This window comes from Bradyrhizobium sp. AZCC 2262, from assembly GCF_036924535.1.
In the GTDB taxonomy this organism is placed as follows: Bacteria; Pseudomonadota; Alphaproteobacteria; order Rhizobiales; family Xanthobacteraceae; genus Bradyrhizobium.
Genome location: NZ_JAZHRT010000001.1, coordinates 4800782 through 4822360, shown reverse-complemented (window position 1 = coordinate 4822360; position 21579 = coordinate 4800782). Strand labels below are relative to the sequence as shown.

At 62.8% G+C, this 21579-nt stretch carries 19 protein-coding genes and 1 pseudogene; 10 read left to right on the top strand and 10 right to left on the bottom strand.

The features are described from left to right. Positions 1–6 precede the first annotated feature (6 nt). Positions 7–1062, top strand: coding sequence for a YeeE/YedE family protein (locus V1283_RS22890; RefSeq protein WP_334388729.1), 1056 nt, complete (start codon positions 7–9; stop codon positions 1060–1062). On the opposite strand, the gene V1283_RS22885 is transcribed toward V1283_RS22890, so the two are convergent. The 4 genes from V1283_RS22885 to V1283_RS22870 all read right to left on the bottom strand — a co-directional run bounded on the left by V1283_RS22885 (position 1059) and on the right by V1283_RS22870 (position 5880). Then, entirely contained in the window at positions 1059–2282 is a 1224-nt protein-coding gene (locus V1283_RS22885) for a bifunctional alpha/beta hydrolase/OsmC family protein (RefSeq protein ID WP_334388728.1), read from the bottom strand. The two genes, V1283_RS22890 and V1283_RS22885, sit on opposite strands and share 4 nt — an antisense overlap. A gap of 28 nt (positions 2283–2310) precedes the next feature. After that, positions 2311–2976: a sulfite oxidase-like oxidoreductase gene (locus V1283_RS22880; protein ID WP_334393145.1), complete on the bottom strand. Its 666-nt coding sequence runs from the start codon at positions 2974–2976 to the stop codon at positions 2311–2313. A gap of 11 nt (positions 2977–2987) precedes the next feature. Further along, a complete protein-coding gene (locus V1283_RS22875) occupies positions 2988–4310 on the bottom strand; it encodes an MFS transporter (protein ID WP_334388727.1) in 1323 nt (440 codons plus the stop codon). A gap of 148 nt (positions 4311–4458) precedes the next feature. Continuing rightward, positions 4459–5880, bottom strand: a complete 1422-nt coding sequence (locus V1283_RS22870) for an amidase (protein ID WP_334388726.1) — start codon at positions 5878–5880, stop codon at positions 4459–4461. A 106-nt stretch (positions 5881–5986) separates the two neighbouring features. Between V1283_RS22870 and V1283_RS22865 the strand changes: the two genes are divergently transcribed. After that, on the top strand, positions 5987–6844 hold the full coding sequence (locus tag V1283_RS22865; RefSeq protein WP_334388725.1) for an alpha/beta hydrolase: 858 nt from the start codon (positions 5987–5989) through the stop codon (positions 6842–6844). Between the two features lie 135 nt (positions 6845–6979). Here V1283_RS22865 and V1283_RS22860 read toward each other — a convergent pair whose 3' ends face one another. Next, on the bottom strand, positions 6980–7756 hold the full coding sequence (locus tag V1283_RS22860; protein ID WP_334388724.1) for an SDR family oxidoreductase: 777 nt from the start codon (positions 7754–7756) through the stop codon (positions 6980–6982). A gap of 177 nt (positions 7757–7933) precedes the next feature. Between V1283_RS22860 and V1283_RS22855 the strand changes: the two genes are divergently transcribed. After that, a complete protein-coding gene (locus tag V1283_RS22855; RefSeq protein ID WP_334388723.1) occupies positions 7934–9013 on the top strand; it encodes a tartrate dehydrogenase in 1080 nt (359 codons plus the stop codon). 324 nt (positions 9014–9337) lie between these two features. Here V1283_RS22855 and V1283_RS22850 read toward each other — a convergent pair whose 3' ends face one another. The 4 genes and pseudogenes from V1283_RS22850 to V1283_RS22835 form a co-directional block, all read right to left on the bottom strand. Beyond that, positions 9338–10366: a YaaC family protein gene (locus V1283_RS22850; protein ID WP_442895877.1), complete on the bottom strand. Its 1029-nt coding sequence runs from the start codon at positions 10364–10366 to the stop codon at positions 9338–9340. 534 nt (positions 10367–10900) lie between these two features. Beyond that, positions 10901–11815, bottom strand: coding sequence for an NAD(P)-dependent oxidoreductase (locus V1283_RS22845; protein ID WP_334388720.1), 915 nt, complete (start codon positions 11813–11815; stop codon positions 10901–10903). Positions 11816–11839: 24 nt separating this feature from the next. Beyond that, a pseudogene (locus V1283_RS22840) lies at positions 11840–13091 on the bottom strand (Zn-dependent hydrolase). Positions 13092–13132: 41 nt separating this feature from the next. After that, positions 13133–14050 carry a LysR family transcriptional regulator gene (locus V1283_RS22835; protein WP_334388719.1) on the bottom strand — a complete coding sequence of 306 codons (918 nt, stop codon included), beginning with the start codon at positions 14048–14050 and terminating at the stop codon, positions 13133–13135. A 120-nt stretch (positions 14051–14170) separates the two neighbouring features. Here V1283_RS22835 and V1283_RS22830 point away from each other — a divergent pair, with 120 nt between their 5' ends. From V1283_RS22830 to V1283_RS22805, 6 genes are all read left to right on the top strand, one after another. After that, complete coding sequence (locus tag V1283_RS22830; protein ID WP_334388718.1) at positions 14171–14992, top strand: putative hydro-lyase; 822 nt, start codon at positions 14171–14173, stop codon at positions 14990–14992. An 82-nt stretch (positions 14993–15074) separates the two neighbouring features. Beyond that, complete coding sequence (locus V1283_RS22825) at positions 15075–16319, top strand: ABC transporter substrate-binding protein (RefSeq protein WP_334388717.1); 1245 nt, start codon at positions 15075–15077, stop codon at positions 16317–16319. Positions 16320–16509: 190 nt separating this feature from the next. After that, the gene (locus V1283_RS22820) at positions 16510–17388 is read left to right on the top strand and encodes a branched-chain amino acid ABC transporter permease (protein ID WP_334388716.1); all 879 of its coding nucleotides are present in this window, start codon (positions 16510–16512) and stop codon (positions 17386–17388) included. Beyond that, positions 17388–18368: a branched-chain amino acid ABC transporter permease gene (locus V1283_RS22815; protein WP_334388715.1), complete on the top strand. Its 981-nt coding sequence runs from the start codon at positions 17388–17390 to the stop codon at positions 18366–18368. The genes V1283_RS22820 and V1283_RS22815 overlap by 1 nt, the downstream gene beginning before the upstream one ends. Beyond that, positions 18365–19099, top strand: a complete 735-nt coding sequence (locus V1283_RS22810; protein ID WP_334388714.1) for an ABC transporter ATP-binding protein — start codon at positions 18365–18367, stop codon at positions 19097–19099. The genes V1283_RS22815 and V1283_RS22810 overlap by 4 nt, the downstream gene beginning before the upstream one ends. Then, the gene (locus V1283_RS22805; RefSeq protein WP_334388713.1) at positions 19083–19787 is read left to right on the top strand and encodes an ABC transporter ATP-binding protein; all 705 of its coding nucleotides are present in this window, start codon (positions 19083–19085) and stop codon (positions 19785–19787) included. The genes V1283_RS22810 and V1283_RS22805 overlap by 17 nt, the downstream gene beginning before the upstream one ends. Before the next feature lie 82 nt (positions 19788–19869). On the opposite strand, the gene otnC is transcribed toward V1283_RS22805, so the two are convergent. Further along, positions 19870–20529, bottom strand: a complete 660-nt coding sequence (gene otnC, locus V1283_RS22800) for a 3-oxo-tetronate 4-phosphate decarboxylase (RefSeq protein ID WP_334388711.1) — start codon at positions 20527–20529, stop codon at positions 19870–19872. A gap of 121 nt (positions 20530–20650) precedes the next feature. Here otnC and ltnD point away from each other — a divergent pair, with 121 nt between their 5' ends. After that, positions 20651–21565 (top strand): L-threonate dehydrogenase, encoded by a 915-nt coding sequence (gene ltnD, locus V1283_RS22795; protein WP_334388710.1) that lies wholly within the window; start codon positions 20651–20653, stop codon positions 21563–21565. The last annotated feature ends 14 nt before the right edge of the window (positions 21566–21579 follow it).

The following is a 21579-nucleotide window of genomic DNA, read 5'->3' as shown; positions in this document are numbered from 1 at the left end:
GAAGCCATGGAGTCCACCACCATCGTCATGCTCTCAGCCCTCGCGATCGGCCTGATCTATGGCGCGGTCGGGCTTCTCAGCGGCTTCTGCTTGATGAGCGGCATGCGCGGCTGGCTGGCAGAAGGCGATGGCCGGCTGGTCCGCACCTATGCGCTGGCGATCGGCGTGGCGGTCGCCGCGACGCAATTGCTGGCGGCGGCCGGGCTCGTCGATATCGGCAAGTCGATCTATCTGCAGTCTTCGTTCTCGGCGCCGGTGATGTTCTTCGGTGGCCTCTTGTTCGGTTACGGCATGGTGCTGTCGAACGGCTGCGGCTCGCGCGCGCTGGTGCTGCTCGGGCGCGGCAATCTCCGTTCCTTCGTGGTGGTGGTGGTACTGGCGATTTTCGCGCAAATGGCGCTGAAGGGCCTGATCGCGCCGCCGCGTATTGCAATGGTCGCTGCGTCCCAGACCACGGCAACGGCAAACTCGGTGCCGGCGCTGTTCGCCGCCGCAGGCTTGAGCGCACCGGCCGCGCGCATGCTGGCAGCCTCGATCATCTCGGCGGCGCTGATTATCTTCGCCTTTGCGCAGCCGGCGTTCCGGCGCTCGGCGGGGCAGATCGCCGCGGGTCTCGCGGTCGGCCTGCTGGTGGCGGCCGGCTGGTTCGCGACCGGCTATCTCGGCGCCGATGATTTCAACCCGACGCCGGTGACTTCGCTCACCTTCATCGCGCCGATCGCCGACGCGCTGCAGTATGTCATGCTGTCGACGGGATCGACGCTCAATTTCGGCATCGTCACGGTGTTCGGCGTATTCGCCGGCAGCCTCGCGACCGCGCTGCTGACCGGACGTTTCCACCTCGAGGGCTTCCAATCGCCGCGCCACATGCTGCGCTCGGGTGGCGGCGCAGCACTGATGGGCGCGGGCGGCGTGATGGCGTTTGGCTGCTCGATCGGGCAGGGACTGACGGGATTTTCGACGCTGGCGCTGGCGTCGCTGATCGCCTTCGCCGGTATTCTCGTCGGCACCGCCGCCGGCCTGCGCGGTGCGCTGCGCGTCCGCCCGCTGGCGGCGGCCTAGTCTGCAGCCTTCGTCACAATCCGCACCTCTGACGTCAGCGTCCGATGCACTGGGCACTTGTCGGCAATCTCCATCAGCCGCTTGCGCTGATCGGCATCGAGCACACCCTCGATTGCGATGACCCGGTCGATCTGGTCCAGCATGCCCTCGCGGGTCTCGCATTCAGCGCAATCTTCCGCGTGAATCTTGCTGTGTTTCAGCGTCACCGTGATGCGCTCGACGGGCAGCGATTTGCGGTCGGCATACATCCGCATCGTCATCGACGTGCAGGCGCCAAGGCCGGCGAGGACGAAATCATACGGCCCGGGTCCGCTATCCTGGCCGCCGGCGGCAACGGGCTCATCCGCCAGCATCTGATGCGGACCTGATGTCACGGTCTGCTGGAACTTGCTGTTGCGGGTTTCGCGCACCACGACGTTACGCGGCGCCCCGCTCGCGGCAGCGGCGGGTTGCGCTGCGACGGGCTCGATATAGCGTTCGGCCCAGGCGGCGATGACGCCGGCGACATAGGCAGCGTCGCGCTTGCCGCTCAAGAGGTGATCGGCGCCCGCCAGCGAAACAAAGCTCTTGGGATGCTTGGCGGCCACAAAAATCTTCGTGGCATTGTCGATGCCGACCGTGTCGTCGGTCGGCGAATGCATGACCAGCAGCGCCTTGTGAAGTTTGGCGATATCCGCCGTCAGGCTGTGCTCGGCGATGTCGTCGAGAAACTCGCGCTTGATGTGAAACGGCCGTCCGGCGAGTTGAACCTCGACCTCGCCATGCTGGCGGATGTCTTCGATGCTATCCCCGAACAGATGGGTGACATGGACGGGATCGGAGGGCGCCGCAATGGTCACAACCGCCTTCGCATCCGGAATCTGCCCGGCGGCGGCAAGGATGGCCGCGCCGCCGAGGCTGTGTCCAATAAGCATCGCGGGCGCCCCGCGTGTTTCACGCAAATGATCGGCGGCGCGGACGAGATCGGCGACGTTGGAAGAGAAGGTCGAATTTGCAAATTCGCCCTCGCTGGAGCCGAGGCCAGTAAAATCGAACCGCAGCACTGCGATGCCCCTGGCGGCCAGCGCGGTCGCAATACGTTTCGCGGCCAGCACATCCTTGCCACAGGTGAAGCAATGCGCAAACAGCGCGTAGGCCTGCACCGGCCCATCCGGCGTATCCAGCGCGGCGGCAAGCTGATGGCCGCCTTCGCCGGTGAATTGGAAGCGTTCAGTCGGCACGGGCGTTCTCCCCAGTCAATGTTGCGGCTCAGTCGCCTGAATATCTTTGTTCAGCCCACGGGTCGCCGCGGTTGTGATAGCCGCGCACTTCCCAATAACCCGGCGCATCCTCTGCAAGAAATTCGATGCTCTGCAGCCATTTCGCGCTTTTCCAGAAATAGAGATGCGGCACGACGAGCCGCACCGGGCCGCCATGCTCCTGCTCGAGCGGTGCGCCCGACCAGCTATGGACCAGGATGGCGTCCTCGGCGGCAAAGTCTTCCAGCGCCAGATTGGTGGTGTAGCCGTCATGCGAATGCAGCACCACGAATTGCGCCTCCTCGCGCGGCCGGCAGGCATCCAGGAGATCGCGGGTTGCCAGTCCCTCCCACCGATTGTCGTAGCGCGACCAGGTGGTGACGCAGTGAATGTCGGATACGAACTTGCTCTGCGGCTGCGTGGTGAACTGGGAGAAGTCCCAGAACAGCGGGTTTTCGACCGCGCCATAGACGTCGAGCCGCCAGCGCTCTCGCGAGATGTTCGGGGTCAATCCGAGATCGAGCGTCGGCCAGTCCTTCGTCAAATGTTGGCCCGGCGGTAGCCGCGCTTCCTCGGGCCGCGAGATCTTGCCCGTGAGGAATTTTCCCTCGCGCGCCCAGCGCGCCTTGCTGCGCGTCAGCTTGTTCTCCGGCGGCGGCTCGTTCTCGTCGGCCATATCGGAACCGGTCATTCGTGGCGATGCATCGCGGATTCATGTTTGGTATCGCGCATCGTAGAATAAATGATCAGCGAGAGGAAGATCATGCCGCTGAGATAATAATAGAACCAGTCCTCATGCCCCAGCGTCTTGAAATAGAGCGCGACCGCCGGCGCGGTGCCGCCGAACAGCGATACCGTGATGGCATAGGGCAGGCCGACTCCGAGCGCGCGGACATTGGTCGGGAATAATTCCGCCTTCACGACCGCGTTGATCGAGGTATAGCCGGCAACGAAGATCCAGGCGCCGCAGATCAGCAGGAAAGCTGCGAACGGAGACTTGGTGTCCTTCAGCGTGGTCAGGATCGGGACCGTCGCCAGCGTGCCGGCCAGCCCGAAGAAGATCAGCAGCGGCTTGCGGCCGATGCGGTCGGACAGGCCGCCATAGATCGGCTGCAGGATCGTCGCGAAGATCAGCGAACCGAAGATCACGAAGGTGGTTTGGTCCTCGGTGAGGCCAACGGACAGCTTGACGAAGGTCTGCATGTAGGTCGTGAAAGTATAGAACGCCGCGGTGCCGCCGGCGGTGAGACCGACCACCAGCAGCAGCTCGCGTGGATATTTCAGAAGTCCGCGGATCGAGCCGGTTGGTTTTGTCAGCTTCTTGGCTTCCTCGAACGCGTCGGTCTCCTGCAAATTGCGCCGCATGACGGCGGCGAAGATCGCGAGCAGCGCGCCGATCACGAAGGGGATTCGCCAGCCCCAATCTTTCAACTCTTCCGGGGTGAGGAACACCTTCTGCAACAGCAACAGCACCATGATCGCGGTAAGTTGGCCGCCGATCAGCGTGACGTATTGAAAGCTCGAATAGAAGCCGCGATGCCGGGGGTCGGCGACCTCGGTGAGATACGTGGCGCTGGCGCCGTATTCTCCGCCCAGGCTCAACCCCTCGATGATGCGCGCCAGCGCCAGGATGGCGGGAGCGGCGATGCCGATGGTGGCATAGGTCGGCGTCACCGCGATGATCAGCGAGCCGAAACACATGCAGACGACGGAAAGCGTCAGCGACAGCCGCCTGCCGTAGCGGTCGGCGATGAAGCCGAACAGCCAGCCGCCAAGCGGGCGCATCAGGAAGGTTGCCGCGAACAGCACCGCGGCGTTGAGCTGCTGCACCACGGGGTCGCTGTTCGGAAAGAATGCCGGCGCGAAATACAGCGCGAACGCGGTGTAGGCGTAGAAATCGTACCATTCGACGAGGTTGCCGACCGAGCCGATGAAAATAGCCTTGATCCGCCGCTGCACGTCCTGGAGGTCGAGATGATCGTCGGCAGGCATAATGGCTTGATCGGTCATGGCCGGTCTCCAGAAGGCGACGAACGATCCCATTCTCCCGGATCAGTTCGCCACGCATAACAGCAGGTAACGACGATGGGCCGCGCCGGTTCCCGATATTGAACCGGAGAACGCCGTGCCAGAAGGTGACTGCGTTCTCCGATCGCGGTTATTTGGGCGCCCGCGGATCGATCGGGGTCGTGCCGCGCACGCCCAGAATATCCTCCAGCACCTTGGCTCCCGCCAGCAACTGCGCCTCGCCGCGCGGCGGCGCGACCACCTGCAGCCCGACCGGCAGGCCGGCGGCGGTAAATCCGCAGGGCAGCGACAGTGCGGGGCAGCACACCAGCGTGATTGCATAGACGATGCCGAGCCATTCGACGTAATTGTCGAATTTCTTGCCGGCGCATTCGGCGACATAGCGGTTCTCGACCGGGAATGGCGGCACAATGGTGGCGGGCGCCAGCAACAGATCGTATTTTTCGAAAAATTCCAGCGTGCGCGCGGTCATGGCGACGCGCTGCGCCTCGGCGCGTTCGAGCTGTTCGACGGTCAGCTTGAGGCCTTCCTCGATGTTCCAGATCACCTCGGGCTTGAGCAGGTCGCGCTTCGTGCGCAACAGCGCCGCCTTTGACAACGCAAAATCGAACGCGCGCAGCACATGGAAACATTCATGGGCCTCGCGCAGGTCGGGGTGGGCTTCCTCGACGATGGCGCCAGCTTCCGCAAAGCGCTGCGCGGCCTTGCGAGTGACGGTCGCAACTTCAGGATCGACCGGGGTGATGCCGAGATCGGGCGAATAGGCGATGCGCTTCGGCTTGCTGCCGGAGCGCGCGGCGGACAGAAACGAATTCGGCAACACCGGCAGCGACAGCGGATCAGCCGGATGCTCGCCGCTCATGGCGTCGAGCAGCAGGGCCACGTCTTCCACATTGCGTGCCATCGGGCCCTGAACGCCGAGATTGCGATCGACCGCCGCGGCTATCGTATGCGCGACGCGGCCGATGCTCGGCCTCAATCCGACGATGCCGCAGAAGCTCGCGGGATTGCGTAAGCTACCGCCCATGTCCGAGCCGTGCGCGAGCCACGCGGTGCCGGTCGCCAGCGCCACCGCCGCGCCGCCCGAGGAGCCGGCGGCGGAGCGGGACGTATCCCAGGGATTTCGCGTCGGGCCGAACACTTCGTTGAAGGTGTTGGCGCCGGCGCCGAATTCCGGCGTGTTCGACTTGGCGTAGATTACCCCGCCATTATTTTCGAGGTGTTCGACCAGGATATCTGACTTCGCCGGGATATTATCTTTGTAGATCGGCGAGCCCTGCGTCGTCAGCACGCCGGCGACATTGGTGAGATCCTTGATCGGTATCGGAAGGCCTGCGAGCAGGCCACGTTCGCTGGCCGGCTTCTTCATCAGTGCGGTGGCGTGCTTGCGGGCGCGGTCGAAGCACAGCGTCGGCAGCGCGTTGACCTGGCCGTCGACCTCGGCGATGCGCTTTTCCAGCACGTCGAGCAGATCCAGCGGGGTAACTTCGCCCGATTTCAGTTTGCCGACGATGGAACACGCCGTCTCACGCACCAGCCCCTGATCAGCCACTTCGCTATCTCCTGCTCGTTTTCGTTTCTTGGTCGCAGATGGTGCTGTAGAACATTTTCCGGCAAAGTGGAAACGCACCAAAGTTGTGGCCGACCGGAGATATTGCATGACGACATTGTTTTCTGCGCTGGACTGGCGCGCCATGAACCAGGAGGCGCGCGACCTCGGCCTCAATAACGGCGTCGCCGTGCCCGGCAGCGTCGAGATGGTCGCGGGCTGGGAGCAGCGCTCCGCCGCAATGCGCAAGCGTTTCCCCGGGCATCTCGATCTGCGATATGGCCCGCGTGAGCGCAACCGGATCGATTTCCTGAAGGCCGCCGACAACGCCCCGACGCTGCTGTTCATCCACGGAGGCTACTGGCAGGCGCGGGCCAAGGAAGTTTTCACCGTCGTTGCCGAAGGTCCGATGGCGCATGGCATCAATGTCGCGCTGATCGGCTATACGCTGGCGCCGGAGGCTGCGCTGGACGAAATCGTCGCCGAAATCCATGCCGGCATTGATTTCCTCACCGGGCAATTGCCTGCGCTTGGTGCTGCGGCCGGCGGCATCGTGGTTTCCGGCTGGTCCGCCGGCGGGCATCTTACCTCGATGGCGCTGTCGCATCCGAAGGTGAGGGCGGGCATGGCGATATCAGGCATCTACGATCTCGAGCCGATCCGCCACAGCTACCTCAACGAAAAGCTGAGCGCCGATGAGGCAACCTCTCGCCGCAACTCGCCGATGATGCAGGAAGGCGGTCCGCCAAAACCGCTATCGCTGGTGGTCGGCAGCGCCGAGCTGCCGCTATTGCGCAAGCAGACCGCCGACTTCGCCGGCCACCGTGCGAGATACGGGTTGCCGGTGACCTATGAGGAAATTCCGGGTGCGAACCATTTCACCATCATGCACGAAATGATGTCGCCGAGGGGACGGATCACGACGCTGATCCGGCAATTGTTCGAGCGAACGACGGGCCAGAGTTAGCCGCACTGACGCCTGTCCGACCCTCATGGCGAGGGGAATTGCATACCGACAACCACGAGGCTCGCAGCCCATCCTTCGAGACGCCGCGCAATTGCGCGGCTCCTCAGGATGAGGTCCGTGTGCGCGGTGACGGGCCTAGCCCCACCCCGAAGTATGCCCGCCGTCCACGGTAAAGATCACGCCCGACGTATACCCGGACCGGTCGGAAGCGAGAAACGCCATGAGGTCGGCGATCTCGCGCGCATGCGCGGGGCGGCCGAGCGGCATGTTCTTCTGGAATTCCTTGTAGCGGTTCTCGTCGCCGAACTGGTTCTTGGCTCGCGTCTTCAGCAGCGTGACGTGGCGGTCGGTGCCGACGGGGCCGGGATTGATGCCGACCACGCGGATATTGTCGGCGAGGCTCTTGCCGCCGAGCGCGCGGGTAAAAGCCATCAGCGCGGCGTTGCCGGCACTGCCGCAGATGTAATTGGCGTCGAACCTTTCGCCGGCAGCACCAATGTCGTTGACGATGACGCCGCCGCCGCGCGCCTTCATCTGCGCGTAGATCGCGCGGGTGAGGTTGATGTAGCCGAACACTTTCAGCTCCCAGGCATGCCGCCAGGTCGCCTCGTCGATCTTGTCGATCGAGCCGCCCGGGATGTCGCCGGCGTTGTTGACGAGGATGTCGATATCGGCGGCGTCCTTGACGAGTTTTGCAATGTCCTCGCCCTTGCGCAGGTCCACGACATGGGCGGTTGCGCCGATCTGGTGCGCCGAGCGCAGCCGCTCGGCGAGCGCTTTCAACTGCTCGCCGTTGCGGGCGGCCAGCATGACGTCGCAGCCTTCCTCGGCAAAGGCTTCGGCCGCGGCCGCGCCAATGCCCTTGGAGGCGCCGGTGATCAGGACGCGTTTGCCGCGCAGATGCAGGTCCATGGGATTTCTCGCTTGGGTGAGGGGATGTGGAAAGAGGGGGTCGCAAATTGTTAGGCTTGCGGCGCCATGGCGGTCAACATTGCAGTGCAGCGTTGCGCAACCGGCAGGTTTGGTCCATTGCAAGGCAATCAAATAACCGGCATTAGCCGCCTGACAAAACAGCCAAGGAAACTCTCGATGAGCAGCGCCAAAAAGCAGTATCGGATCGCGGTCATTCCCGGCGACGGCATCGGCAAGGAGGTGATCCCGGAAGGCCTGCGCGTGCTGGAGGCGGCGGCGAAAAAGCACGGGGTATCAGTGCATTTCGATCATTTCGACTTTGCGTCCTGGGACTATTACGAAAAGCACGGCGAGATGATGCCGGAGGACTGGAAGGCGAAAATCGGCAAGCACGACGCGATCTATTTCGGTGCGGTCGGCTGGCCGGCAAAGATCCCGGATCACGTCTCTCTGTGGGGCTCGCTGATAAAATTCCGGCGCGAATTCGACCAGTACGTCAATCTGCGCCCGGTGCGGCTGATGCCCGGCGTGCCGTCGCCGCTCGCCAACCGCAAGCCCGGCGATATCGATTTCTGGGTGGTGCGCGAAAATACCGAGGGCGAATATTCCTCCGTCGGTGGCCGCATGTTCCCGGACACCGATCGTGAATTCGTGACGCAGCAGACCGTGATGACGCGCGTCGGCGTCGACCGCATTCTGAAATTCGCATTCGAGCTGGCGCAGTCGCGGCCGAAGAAGCACCTGACCTCGGCGACCAAGTCCAACGGCATCTCGATCACGATGCCCTATTGGGACGAGCGCGTGGAGGCGATGGCGAAGAATTTTCCGAAAGTGAAGTGGGACAAGTACCACATCGACATTCTCACCGCGAATTTCGTGCTGCACCCGGACTGGTTCGACGTCGTGGTCGGCTCGAACCTGTTCGGCGATATCCTCTCCGATCTCGGCCCGGCCTGCACCGGCACCATCGGCATCGCCCCGTCGGGCAACATCAACCCGGAAGGCAATTTCCCGTCGGTGTTCGAGCCGGTGCACGGCTCGGCGCCCGACATCGCAGGCCAGGGCATTGCCAACCCGATCGGCATGATCTGGTCGGGCGCGATGATGCTGGAGCATCTCGGTGAGAAGCAGGCGGCTGCCGCGATCGTCGGCGCCATCGAGCGCACGCTGGGCGAACGCACGCTGCGGACAAAGGATCTCGGCGGCAATGCGGATACGACGGCGTGTGGAAAGGCCGTCGCGGACATGGTGGATTGATAAGTCAGACCCTCATGGTGAGGAGGCGCGCAGCGCCGTCTCGAATCATGAGAGCCACGATCTCGCCCGCTGCCATCCTTCGAGACGACCACTGTGCGGTCTCATCAGGATGACGGTGGAATGTGTGGCGCGGAGCACTTGTCTTCCCTTCTCCCCTTGTGGGAGAAGGTGGCGCGTAGCGCCGGATGAGGGGTTCTTTCCGCGGAGACAGGCCTCTCATCCGTCTCGCTGCCGCTAAGCTGGTAGATGACGTTATAGCTTTTCTTGTTATACTGAGATGGCGATACCTCTGGCCGTCTATGGCAGGTTAAAACGAGCCTCGCTTCACGCTTCATTGACAAACAGTTTTCGATCTAACTCGCATAGAGTAAGCCATGGGGCTCTCCACTCAGCAGTAGAGCACATTTCTTCGATTGCTAGAGATATCGGGCTGGAAGCTTCCACATCTGCGAGCCACTTATCGGGATAATAACGAGCATAATTCCCCGCGAGATAAAGTCCCACATAGTAAAAGCCAAACTCGTTTAGGGGCGGATCATTGGTCCACATCCGCCACTCGGCCGTGTTTATCATCGCGGCTCCGGGGACGGGGAAAGAGGCGTGGCCGTTTACCGAATCACTGGTCAATGTGACTACTATCCCGGTGCCAGCTTCTCTTAGATCGATCCGATCAACAAGATTTGGGTTCACTTTCAATCGTTCAAGCAGTGACCGAACCTTCGGGTCGGGATGTATGATAAAGATGTTATTCAAATTCCATTGTGGTCCCGGCCACAAGCGACCTAGACATTTCCCGCGTACGAAGTGTGGCGTTAGCCCCGCGGATTCCAAATGTTCGCTCAGTAGGGGTAGACCATTCAAGCAGTCTTCTAACGAAATGCCGGTGGAAGGAACGGGCTTGTACTGCTTGTCCTCAGCGCCCCAGAGGCATTCAAAAGTAGTCGTTGACGCTTCATCTTGGAAGTATCTCGTCATTTCCCCGGGAATGGGATGCTCGCGCGCCGTGCGATGCCACAACTCGAAGGTGCCTTTGCGCACCCCCATTATTTCCATAGGGTAAGCCTTGAGCAGACGGGAGGACTCTCGCAAAGGGGATGTTTTGGGTGACCCGATGGCGGTCATCGTAAGCCCATGATGTTTGTTCTGTTCTCTCGCTCTGTCTAGACTGCTGTCACCAGATTGCTTGAACAAGATCTCGGCAAACGCCAAACTCATAGTGCCGTAATAGAGAAGGTTAGGTTTGGTCGCTAGCGATACAGAAGCCGCCGCTGTGAAATACTCGCGGGCCTGCAGCAAGCAATATCTGATTTGTAACGCCTGCTTGCGGACGTCGTCGTAGTATCGCCTAGGCACATTGTGGAGTGAGACTAGCCTTGACGTAACCAAGTCTACGTTCTGAAACTTCCGGAGCCCTGCCCAGGCGTATGCAGAGGTGTCGGCGGTGCGAACAGTTTGGACTTGTGTGATGATCAAGATGATTGCCGGTAGTGGGTTATACGCCGGTAGGCTATCAGAAGTTGCGCAACCCAGTATAGCAGGCTGTTTTGCGGAACGAGCGCATCGCTGGAAAGTCTACAGGAGATCTGGTCGGCAAGAGCATGGTTGGACGAATTGCCTGCGACAACGTGAAGCGTTGGCGCGGAACGGAGGGACGAAGCAATCCATTTCTCAACAAGCCGTAAGATGAATGGCTTCGCTTCGCTCGCGATAATGATGAGTTTGGTAGAGTGTGCAAAGCGGTGGGCATCGGCCCAAGCGAAGCGTGAACGGTGGGCACGGCGCTTTGCGCCTTTGCTCACTTTGTGCGTACTGACTCGGCGGACAGAACCCCTCATCCGGCGCTGCGCGCCACCTTCTCCCACAAGGGGAGAAGGCAGAAGACCGCGCCTACCTGTGCTTCACGATCCTTCGGCAGTGCTCCCACGCCGCGCGCATCAAATTCTCGCTTGCTTCCGGCGTGCGGAACGCCGAATGCGCCGAGAGCGTCACGTTTTCAAGTTTCGTCAGCGGATGATCCGCCGGCAGCGGCTCGATGTTGAAGACGTCGAGGCCGGCGTGGCGGATATGGCCCGACTTCAGGGCGTCGATCATCGCTTCCTCGTCGACAACAGCGCCGCGGGCCGTATTGACCAGGATCACGCCGGGCTTCATGGCCTCGATGCAGGCGCGCGAGATCATGCCGCGCGTCTCGTCGTTCAGCAACAGGTGGATCGAGATGACGTCGCTCTCGGTCAGTACCTCGTCGTAATCGAGAAACTCGACCTTCGGGAATTTCTTCGGCGTCCGGTTCCAGGCGATCACGCGCATGCCCGAACCGAGCGCGATCCGCGCGACCTCGGCGGCGATGCCGCCGAAGCCGATCAGGCCCAGCGTCTTGCCGGTCAGTTGCATGCCGTCATCGCGCAGCCAGTTGCCGGCCCGGATGCCGCGGTCCATCTTGGCAAGGCCGCGCGCGCCTTCCCACATCAGCGCAATCGCGCACTCAGCCACCGCCGTATCGCCATAGCCCTTGATCAGGTGGACGTGGATCCCGGTCTCGGCAAGCTCTTCCGGGTTCATGTAGCTGCGCGCGCCGGTGCCGAGAAACACCACGTGCTTGAGCCCGGCGCATTTTTTCGCAATGGCGGTCGGCAACGCCGTGTGATCGACGATGGCGATCTCGGCGCCGTCGAGGATCGCGGGATATTGCTCCGGGGTGATGTCGGGGTCACGGTTGATCCGCACGTCGGGATCGCCGTCCTTTTGCAGCCCCTCGAAGATCACGGCCAGTGATTCATTGGCGTCGACGAAAACTCCGCGCACGGCTTTCCCCTCTTTGTTTGCTTATCAGGATGCGACGCCGGCCAGCGCCAGCACGGTATGCATCAGCACATTGGCGCCGGCCGCGCAATCAGCCTGCGTGGCGTCTTCCAGCTCATTGTGGCTGATGCCGTCCTTGCAGGGCACGAATACCATCGCGGCCGGCATGACAGTGTTGAGGTTGCAGGCATCGTGTCCGGCGCCGGAGGTGATACGGCGATGGGAAAGCCCAAGCATCTTCGCGGCGTTCTCCACCGCGTCCACCAGTTTTGGATTGAAATGCGTCGGCGGCTTGCGCCAGATCAGATCGAACTGGACGTCGACCTTGCGCCGTGTCGCGATCTCGCCGATCGCAGCGCGCAGATCCTTGTCCAGCGCGTCCATGATGGCGGCATCCGCGCTGCGGCAGTCGACCGTGAAGGCGATCTCGCCGGGAATGACGTTGCGCGAGGGGTTGGCAATGACAGCTTCGCCGACGGTGCCGACGGCCTTCGGCCCGTGCTTTTTCGCAATCGCTTCCATCGCCAGCACGATTTCCGACAGCGTCGACAGCGCGTCGCGCCGCAGCGGCATCGGCGTCGAGCCGGCATGGCTCTCGAAACCGGTGATCTTGCCGTCGTACCATAATACGCCCTGGCCGGAATCGACTACGCCGATGGTCTTGTGCTCGGCTTCGAGGATCGGGCCCTGCTCGATGTGCAGTTCGACGAAGCCCGAGAATTTCTGCGTTCCCACCGGGGTCGCGCCGCGGTAGCCAATGCTGTCGAGCGCCTGCGCCACCGTGACACCCTCCGCATCCCGGCGCGACAAAATGTCGTCGGTGGTGAAATCGCCGACATAAGCCGCCGACGCCATCATCGCCGGCGCAAACCGCGAGCCTTCCTCGTTGGTCCAGTTGCAGATGCAGATCGGCATCTCGGTTTCGATTCCCGCATCGTTGAGCGTACGGACCACCTCAAGCGCCGCCAGCGTGCCGAGCACGCCATCATATTTGCCGCCGGTCGGCTGCGTGTCGAGATGGGAGCCGAGGCCGACCGGAGCCTTCGACATGTCACGGCCCCTTGCGCAGGCCGAACATCGAACCCAGCGCATCGACATGGACTTCCAGCCCTGCGGCCTCGCAGGCATTCCGGAACCAGTCGCGCACCTGCTTGTCCTCGGGCCCCAGCGTCAGCCGCCGCACGCCGCCTTTCGGCGTGGCGCCGAATTTGGCGGTTTCGTGAATCGTGTCCCACAGCCGGGCGGAATCGATTTGCAGGTTGGAGGCGATTTTTGTCATTGGCCGTTCCGAAGTTCAGACGATACGCAAGGTGCGCTTTTTCAATGACGCGCCTGACGCGGCGCGTCAACAATGACGCTGCCCTGCGCGAGATTTGCGGCGAGTTCGGCCACGCGCTCGACCGCAACCGTATCCGGGGAGGCCAGCCAGCTTGCGGAAAAGGTCAGCTGCGGAAGTTGCAGATTGGTCGACAGCAGTTGCAGCCGTCCGTCGGCCATTTCGCTTTCGACGATCGCGGTCGGCATCACCGCAATCCCGAGGCCCTCGATCGCCATGTGGATGACGGTTGCCAGCGATGCGCTGGCGTGCAGGCGCATCGGCGGCAGGTCCGGGCGGTTGAATAGCGAACGCACGATCTCGTAGGGCGGGGTTTTGCGCGGGAAGGTGATGATCGGAAATTTCGCGAGATCGTGGACCGTCAACTCGCGGTTGCCCAGACCGAGCGACGGGCTGGCCAGAAAGCCCACGGGATAGTCGCACAGCACGCGGTTGCTGACCGTTGGCGCCGTCAGCGGGCCAAGCAGGAACGCCAGCTCGATTTCCTGCGCGAGCAGCCGCGTCCGCAAATTCGAGGTGATATCGACCTCGATTTCGAGCGAGAGATTTGGATAGGCGTGATTGACGCTCTTGATCAACTGCGACAGCCAGGTGTGCACGATGGTCTCGGCGACGCCGAGCCGCAGCACGCCGCGCATCGCCGAGCGGTCGCCGACCACAGCCAGCATTTCCGAGCGCAGCCCGATCAGCTTCTCGGCGTAAACCATCAATTGCCGGCCGCTCGGCGTCGGCAGCACCATGCGGCGGTCGCGCTGCAGGAGTCTTACGCCCACCTCGCGTTCGAGCTGGGCGATCCGTTGCGAGATCGCGGGCTGGGTGGTGTTGAGCTTCTGCGCAGCGCCGCGGAAGCTGCCGAGCGTCACCACCCACATGAAAGTCTCAATTGCCTTGAAATCCGTCATGCATCCTATGCCCGCAGATTGATAAATTCAACTTATCAAACTTGATTAGAAAAGAAGATTAGACTTTATCTTAGCCGTATGCGGGAGTAGATGCCAACAAGATTGAGGCGGGGATCAACGATGACAAGCTTGGCGAGGACGGAGCGACCCGGCCACGATACGGCGAATTTATCGCCTGGTGTCGCGGCCCGGCACGCCTGCCGCAGCGGCATGGCGAGCACCACGGCCGGCGTCGCCAACGGCTTCGTCCAGGGCAACCTTGTGATCCTGCCCGAAAACCTCGCGGCCTCGTTCCACCGGTTCTGCCAGCTCAATCCCAAACCGTGCCCGATCATCGGCATGTCCGATGCCGGCGATCCCAGCATCCCTGCGCTCGGCATCGACCTCGACATCCGCACCGACCTGCCGCGCTATCGCGTCTGGCGTGATGGCGAAGTGGTGGAGGAGCCGACCGACATCATGGCGCACTGGCGCGATGATCTCGTGGCCTTCGTGATCGGCTGTTCGTATTCCTTCGAGGAAGCATTGCTGGCGGACGGCCTGCCGATCCGTCACATCGAACGCAAGCTGCGCGTGCCGATGTACCGCACCAATATCGCCTGCGGTTCCGCAGGGCCGTTCGCGGGACCGATGGTGGTGTCGATGCGGCCGTTCAAGCCGGCGGACGCCATCCGCGCCGTGCAGATCACCACGCGCTTTCCTTCCGTGCACGGCGCGCCGGTTCATCTCGGCCATCCGCATGCGATCGGCATCGCCGATATCGACAAACCCGATTATGGTGATGCGGTGCCGGTCGAGGCCGACGAAATTCCGGTGTTCTGGGCGTGTGGTGTCACGCCGCAATCGGTGATCGCCGCCGCCAAGGTGCCGTTTGCGATCACGCACGCGCCCGGACTGATGCTGGTGACCGATCTCATGAACAAACAGCTTGCCGTGCTTTGATGCAGTTCGTGCTGATCATTAAGGCTTTACCGTAACCTTCGCCCGCTTCATCGATAGTTTACCGACCAACAAAGGATATCCCATGACCATCACGCGCCGGAATGTTTTGCTTGGAGCCACTGCCGCCGCCGCCTTCGCGCCACTTGCGAGCCGCGCGCAGACCTCCGAAGTGGTGATCGGTGTGATCTATCCATTCTCCGGCGCCAGCGCCCAGATGGGCGTCGATGCGCAGAAGTCGTACGAGACCGCGCTCGACATCATCAACAAGGACCACGATTTCGATCTGCCGCTGGCAAAGGGCGAAGGCTTGCCCGGCCTCGGCGGCGCCAAGATCCGCCTCGTCTTCGCCGACCACCAGGCCGATCCGCAGAAGGGCCGCGCCGAGACCGAGCGCCTGATCACCCAGGAGAAGGTCTGCGCCGTCATCGGCACCTACCAGAGTGCCGTCGCCGTCACCGTCAGCCAGATCTGCGAGCGCTATCAGATCCCGTTCATCTCGGCGGACAACTCTTCGCCGAGCCTGCATCGCCGCGGCCTCAAATTCTATTTCCGCGCAGCTCCCCATGACGAGATGTTCTCGGCCGCGATGTTCAACTTCTTCGACGTCATGAAGAAGAAAGGCGCCAAGATCGACACGTTGTCGCTGTTCCATGAGGACACCATCTTCGGCACCGACTCCGCCAATACCCAGCTCAAGCTGGCGGCTGATCGCGGCTACAAGATTGCCACCGACATCAAGTATCGCTCCAACTCGCCGTCACTGTCGGCGGAAGTGCAGCAGCTCAAGACCGCGAACGCCGACGTGCTGATGCCCTCGAGCTACACCACCGACGGCATCCTGCTGGTCAAGACCATGGCCGAGCTCGGTTACAAGCCGAACGCGATCGTGGCGCAGGACGCCGGCTTCTCCGAAAAGGCGCTCTACGATGCGGTCGGCGACAAGCTCGAAGGTGTGATCTCGCGCGGCAGCTTCTCGCTCGACCTCGCCGCCAAGCGGCCGATGGTCGGCAAGGTCAACGCCATGTTCAAGGAGAAGTCGGGCAAGGATTTTAACGACCTCACGTCGCGCCAGTTCATGGGCCTGCTCGTGATGGCGGAGGCCATCAACCGCGCCAAGTCGACCGACGGCGAAAAGATCCGCGAGGCGCTGGTCGCGACCGATATTCCGGGCGAACAGACCATCATGCCCTGGAAGCGCGTCAAGTTTGACGAACTGGGCCAGAACAACGACGCCGACCCGGTGCTGCTGCAATATATCGGCGGCAAGTTCGTCACCATCTTCCCGCCGCAGGCCGCCATCGCCGAAGCCGTCTGGCCGATGAAGTAGTCCGTCGCTTTTTGCAGAGACATCACAAACGCGGCGCCGTCCCTGCGAACGCAGGGACCCATACGCCGAGAAGCATCGGTTTCATCGTGGCCTCACGTCCTTCGTTTAAATGCGACTCCGGTGGTTATGGGTCCCTGCGCCCGTGCGCAATGCGCACTAGGCAGGGACGACGTGCGATGGGGGGATCCCGGTGACCGCCGAGACCATCATCCAAAGCCTGGCGAGCGGCCTCCTGATGGGGCTGCTCTACGGACTCATTGCCGTCGGGCTCGCGCTGATCTTCGGCCTGATGGACGTCGTGAACTTCGCCCATGGCGAATTCCTGATGATCGCGATGTACGCGACATTCTTCCTGTTTGCGTTCTTCGCGATCGACCCGCTGCTGTCGGCGCCGCTGGTCGCCGCGGCGCTGTTCGTGTTTGGGGCCGTGGTCTATCTATTGGTCGTGCGCTTTGCGGTGCGCGCCAAGGCCAATGCCGGCATGGTGCAGATCTTCTCCACGTTTGGGCTGGCGATCGTCATGCGCGGCGTGGCGCAGTATTTCTTCACGCCGGATTATCGCAGCGTCACCCACTCCTGGCTCGGCGGCAAGACCATCTCGGTCGGCGGCATTTTTCTGCCTCAGCCGCAACTGGTTGGCGCCGCGGTCTCGATTGCGGCATTCGGCGCGCTCTACTTCTTCATCAACCGCACCGACTTCGGCCGCGCGCTCGAGGCGACCCGCGAGGATGCCGGTGCGGTCGCACTGGTCGGCATCGACAAGAACCGCGTGTTCGCGCTGGGCTGGGGTCTCGGCGCGGCGCTGGTCGGGCTCTCCGGGGCCATCATGGCGACGTTCTTCTACATCTATCCGGACGTCGGCGCATCGTTCGCGCTGATCGCCTATGTGACGGTGGCGCTCGGCGGCTTCGGCAGTGTGTTCGGCGCCTTTGCCGGCGGCATCATCGTCGGTCTGGTCGAAGCCACCACGGCGCTGATCCTGCCACCCTCGCTGAAATCGGTCGGCATCTACGCGGTCTATCTCCTTGTCGTCTTCATCCGGCCGCGCGGCCTGTTCGGATCGATGTGATGGATACGAATTTCGCCAGAAGTCGCCGCCGCGACCTCATCGTCGCATTCTGTCTTGCTGCAGTTGCCGCCGTCGTGCCGCTGTTCGTCAAGGACGTCTATGTCCAGAACATCATGGTGCTGACGCTGATGTGGGGCGCGCTGTCGCAGAGCTGGAACATTCTCTCCGGCTATTGCGGGCAGATCTCGCTCGGTCACGCGCTCTATTTCGGCATCGGGGCCTATACCACCGCGCTGTTGTTCACCAAGTTCGGCGTGCTGCCATGGTTCGGGATGATCGGCGGCGGCCTGATCTCCGCGATCATTGCGATGGCGCTGGGTTATCCCTGCTTCCGCCTGCGTGGGCATTACTTCGTCATCGCCACCATCGTCATCGCCGAAATCGGCCTGCTGCTGTTCCACAACTGGGATTGGGCCGGGGCGGCGCTCGGCATCGATATTCCCGTGCGCGGCGATAGCTGGCTGAAATTCCAGTTCACGCGCAGCAAGCTGCCGTACTTCTACTTCGCGCTGGCGCTGGCCTGCGTCGCCTGGTTCGTCACCTGGTGGCTGGAAGATTCCAAATGGGGCTTTTGGTGGCGCGCGGTGAAGGACAACCCGGACGCCGCTGAAAGCCTTGGCGTCGTCGTGTTCAACTCCAAGATGGGCGCGGCGGCGGTGTCGGCGTTCCTGGTCGCCGTCGGCGGCAGCTTTTACGCGCAGTTCGTCTCCTATATCGATCCCGAAAGCGTCATGGGCTTTCAGTTTTCGCTGTTGATGGCGCTGCCCGCGGTCCTCGGCGGTATCGGCACATTGTGGGGCCCGTTGCTTGGCGCCATCATCCTGATCCCGCTCACGGAGCTCACGCGCTCCTTCATCGGCGGTTCTGGTCGCGGTGTCGATTTGATCGTTTATGGCGGGCTGATCGTCGCGATCTCGCTGGCGCGGCCGCAGGGCCTGGTCGGGCTGTTCTCGCCCCGGCGCAAGGAGGCGGCTCGATGACGACGCCCTTGCTGGAAACCCGCGGCGTCTGGCAGCGTTTTGGTGGCCTGATCGCCAACAGCGACGTCTCGATTTCGGTCGGGCGTGGCGAAATCGTCGGCCTGATCGGCCCGAACGGCGCCGGAAAGTCGACGCTGTTCAACCTGATCGCCGGCGTGCTGCCGCCCACGCAAGGCTCGATCATCTTCGACGGTCAGGACGTCACGGCGTTGCCGGCGGCGGAACGCTGCCAGCGCGGTATCGGCCGCACATTTCAGGTCGTGAAGAGCTTTGAGACCATGACGGTCGTCGACAACGTCATCGTCGGCGCGCTGGTCCGCACCACCGTGATGCGCGATGCCCGCCGCAAGGCGCAGGAGGTGCTGGAATTTTGCGGTCTCGGCCCGCGCGCCAACGTGCTGGCCAGCGATCTGGTCCCGTCCGAAAAGCGCCGGCTCGAGGTGGCGCGGGCGCTGGCGACCGAGCCGAAACTGCTGCTGCTCGACGAGGTGCTCACCGGGCTGACGCCGGTCGAAGCCAAGACCGGCGTCGAGCTGGTGCGCAAGGTGCGTGACACCGGCGTCACCGTGTTGATGGTCGAACACGTGATGGAAATCGTGATGCCGCTGGTCGACCGCGCCATTGTGCTCGATCTCGGCAAGGTGCTGGTCGAGGGCAAGCCTGCCGACGTGGTCCGCGATCCGAAAGTCATCACCGCCTATCTGGGGGATCGTCATGCTGTCGGTGCATGAAGTCACCACCGCCTATCAGGGCCTGGTCGCGATCTCGGCGGTCAGTATCGAAGTGGCGAAAGGCGAGATCGTCTGCGTCGCCGGCGCCAACGGGGCCGGCAAATCGACATTGCTGAAATCGATCGCCGGCGCAGAACGGCCGCGTTCCGGCACCGTGTCGTTCGACGGCACCCGGATCGACGGCATGGCGCAGCACGTCATCACCTCGCGCGGCATCGCCTATGTGCCGGAAAACCGCCGGCTGTTTCCGCGCCTGTCGGTGCGCGACAATCTGCGGCTCGGCAGCTACCTCTATCGCAGCGAAGCCGATCGCGAGGCGCCGCTCGACCTCGTTTTCACGCTGTTCCCGCGTCTGCAGGAACGGCTGGAGCAACGCGCCGAAACGCTCTCCGGCGGCGAGCAGCAGATGCTGGCGATCGGCCGCGCCCTGATGACGCGGCCGCGGCTGTTGATGCTGGACGAGCCGTCGCAGGGCATCATGCCAAAACTGGTCGATGAAATTTTTCAGGCCGTGAAGCGCATCCGCGACGCCGGCATGACTGTGCTGATCGTCGAACAGCGCATGTCGGAGTGTTTGGAGATCGCCGACCGCGCCTACATCCTGCAGACCGGCCGTGTGCTGATGCAGGGCAGCGCCGCGGATATTCGGGTCAATCCGGATGTGCGGAAGGCATATCTGGGATTGTGATGCCGTAGGATGGGTAGAGCGAAGCGAAACCCATCAATGCGTTGTACGGATAGATGATGGGTTTCGCTGCACTCTACCCATCCTACGAGTGCCTATGCTCCGGCGGCGTTAGCCCGAACACCTCGGTCAAATCCTTCACCTGCTCCGGCGATAGATACCGCGGGTTCAGCCCACGGAGCAGCAGATACAGCTTTGCCGTCTCTTCCAGTTCCTCGATCGCGTAAACCGCGGCTTCCAGCGTGTCGCCTGAAACGACCGGCCCGTGATTGGCGAGCAGCACGGAGGAGTATTTTCCGGCCAGTCCCTTGATGGCGTCCGCAACCGCCGGATCGCCCGGCCGATAATACGGCACGAGCGCCGTCTGTCCGCATTTCATCAGATAATAGGGCGTCATCGGCGGCAGCGCGGCGCGGGGGTCGATCTCGGGCAGCATCGACAATGCCACCGAATGGGTCGAGTGCAGATGCACCACCGCGCGCGCGGCGGTGCGGGTCTGGTAGAGCGCGGTATGCAGCGGAACTTCCTTGGTCGGCGCGTCGCCGGATACCAGCCGTCCGTCGGGGCCAAGCCGCGACATCCGCGCCGGGTCGAGCGAGCCTAGCGAGGCGTTGGTCGGCGTCACCAGCCAGCCGCCGTCATCGAGTTTCACGCTGATGTTGCCTGAGGAGCCTGGCGTCAGCCCGCGCTCGAACAGCGAACGACCGAGCCGGCAGATTTCCTCGCGGATCCTTGTTTCGCTCATGCACATTGCCCTGCTTCCTTGGCCTTTTCCCACGCTTTGGCAGCGCGGCCAAGCCGTGATACCCAGAGACAAGCCCGCCGGCCCAACGGCGGCTCAAGAGAAACCACTGAGGGAGCGCCGCATGCCAGAATCCGCCAAACCGCGCGTTGCCGTCATCGGGCTGGGCTCGATGGGTTTTGGCATGGCGACCTCGCTCCGCCGCGCAGGCCTCGAGGTCACCGGCTGTGACGTCTCTGCGGATTCCGTGAAACGGTTCGTGGCCGATGGCGGCAAGGGGGCGAGCACGCCGGCGGAAGCCGCGAAATCGGCCGACATCGTGGTCAGCGTTGTCGTCAACGCGGCGCAGACCGAAACCATCCTGTTTGGCGCCAATGGCGTCGCGGAAACCCTGGGCAAGGGGGCGGTGTTCATCTCGTCGGCCACCATGGACCCCGACATCGCGCGGCGGCTCGCCAAACAGTTGGAAGCAACCGGGCGGCGCTACCTCGACGCGCCGATCTCCGGCGGCGCGCAACGGGCGGCGCAGGGCGAACTCACCATTTTGGCCTCAGGCAGCCCGGCCGCCTTTGCCAAAGCGCGCCCGGCACTCGATGCGATGGCCGCGAAACTTTACGAACTCGGCGATGACGCAGGCCAGGGCGCCGCCTTCAAGATGATCAACCAGCTCCTCGCCGGCGTCCACATCGCCGCCGCCTCGGAAGCCATCGCGTTCGCCGCCAAGCAGGGCCTCGACATCCGAAAGGTCTACGAGGTGATCACCGCTTCCGCCGGCAATTCCTGGATGTTCGAGAACCGCATGCCGCATGTGCTCGACGGCGATTATGCGCCGCGCAGCGCGGTGGAGATCTTTGTAAAAGACCTCGGCATCATCCAGGACATGGCGCGCTCGCAAAAGTTCCCGGTGCCGGTTGCAGCCGCCGCGCTGCAGATGTTCTTGATGACGGCCGCATCCGGCATGGGCCGCGATGACGACGCCTCGGTGGCGCGGATGTATGCTCGCGTCACCGGCACGCATCTGCCCGGCGAACCGAAATAGCAGCAAGATCTGGA

Coding starts and splice junctions, on each gene's coding strand:
- V1283_RS22890 (WP_334388729.1), top strand. CDS start 7: ATGGAGTCCACCACCATCGTCATGCTCTCAGCCCTCGCGATCGGCCTG.
- V1283_RS22880 (WP_334393145.1), bottom strand. CDS start 2,976: ATGGCCGACGAGAACGAGCCGCCGCCGGAGAACAAGCTGACGCGCAGC.
- V1283_RS22875 (WP_334388727.1), bottom strand. CDS start 4,310: ATGACCGATCAAGCCATTATGCCTGCCGACGATCATCTCGACCTCCAG.
- V1283_RS22865 (WP_334388725.1), top strand. CDS start 5,987: ATGACGACATTGTTTTCTGCGCTGGACTGGCGCGCCATGAACCAGGAG.
- V1283_RS22860 (WP_334388724.1), bottom strand. CDS start 7,756: ATGGACCTGCATCTGCGCGGCAAACGCGTCCTGATCACCGGCGCCTCC.
- V1283_RS22855 (WP_334388723.1), top strand. CDS start 7,934: ATGAGCAGCGCCAAAAAGCAGTATCGGATCGCGGTCATTCCCGGCGAC.
- V1283_RS22835 (WP_334388719.1), bottom strand. CDS start 14,050: ATGACGGATTTCAAGGCAATTGAGACTTTCATGTGGGTGGTGACGCTC.
- V1283_RS22830 (WP_334388718.1), top strand. CDS start 14,171: ATGACAAGCTTGGCGAGGACGGAGCGACCCGGCCACGATACGGCGAAT.
- V1283_RS22825 (WP_334388717.1), top strand. CDS start 15,075: ATGACCATCACGCGCCGGAATGTTTTGCTTGGAGCCACTGCCGCCGCC.
- V1283_RS22815 (WP_334388715.1), top strand. CDS start 17,388: ATGGATACGAATTTCGCCAGAAGTCGCCGCCGCGACCTCATCGTCGCA.
- V1283_RS22810 (WP_334388714.1), top strand. CDS start 18,365: ATGACGACGCCCTTGCTGGAAACCCGCGGCGTCTGGCAGCGTTTTGGT.
- V1283_RS22805 (WP_334388713.1), top strand. CDS start 19,083: ATGCTGTCGGTGCATGAAGTCACCACCGCCTATCAGGGCCTGGTCGCG.
- otnC (WP_334388711.1), bottom strand. CDS start 20,529: ATGAGCGAAACAAGGATCCGCGAGGAAATCTGCCGGCTCGGTCGTTCG.
- ltnD (WP_334388710.1), top strand. CDS start 20,651: ATGCCAGAATCCGCCAAACCGCGCGTTGCCGTCATCGGGCTGGGCTCG.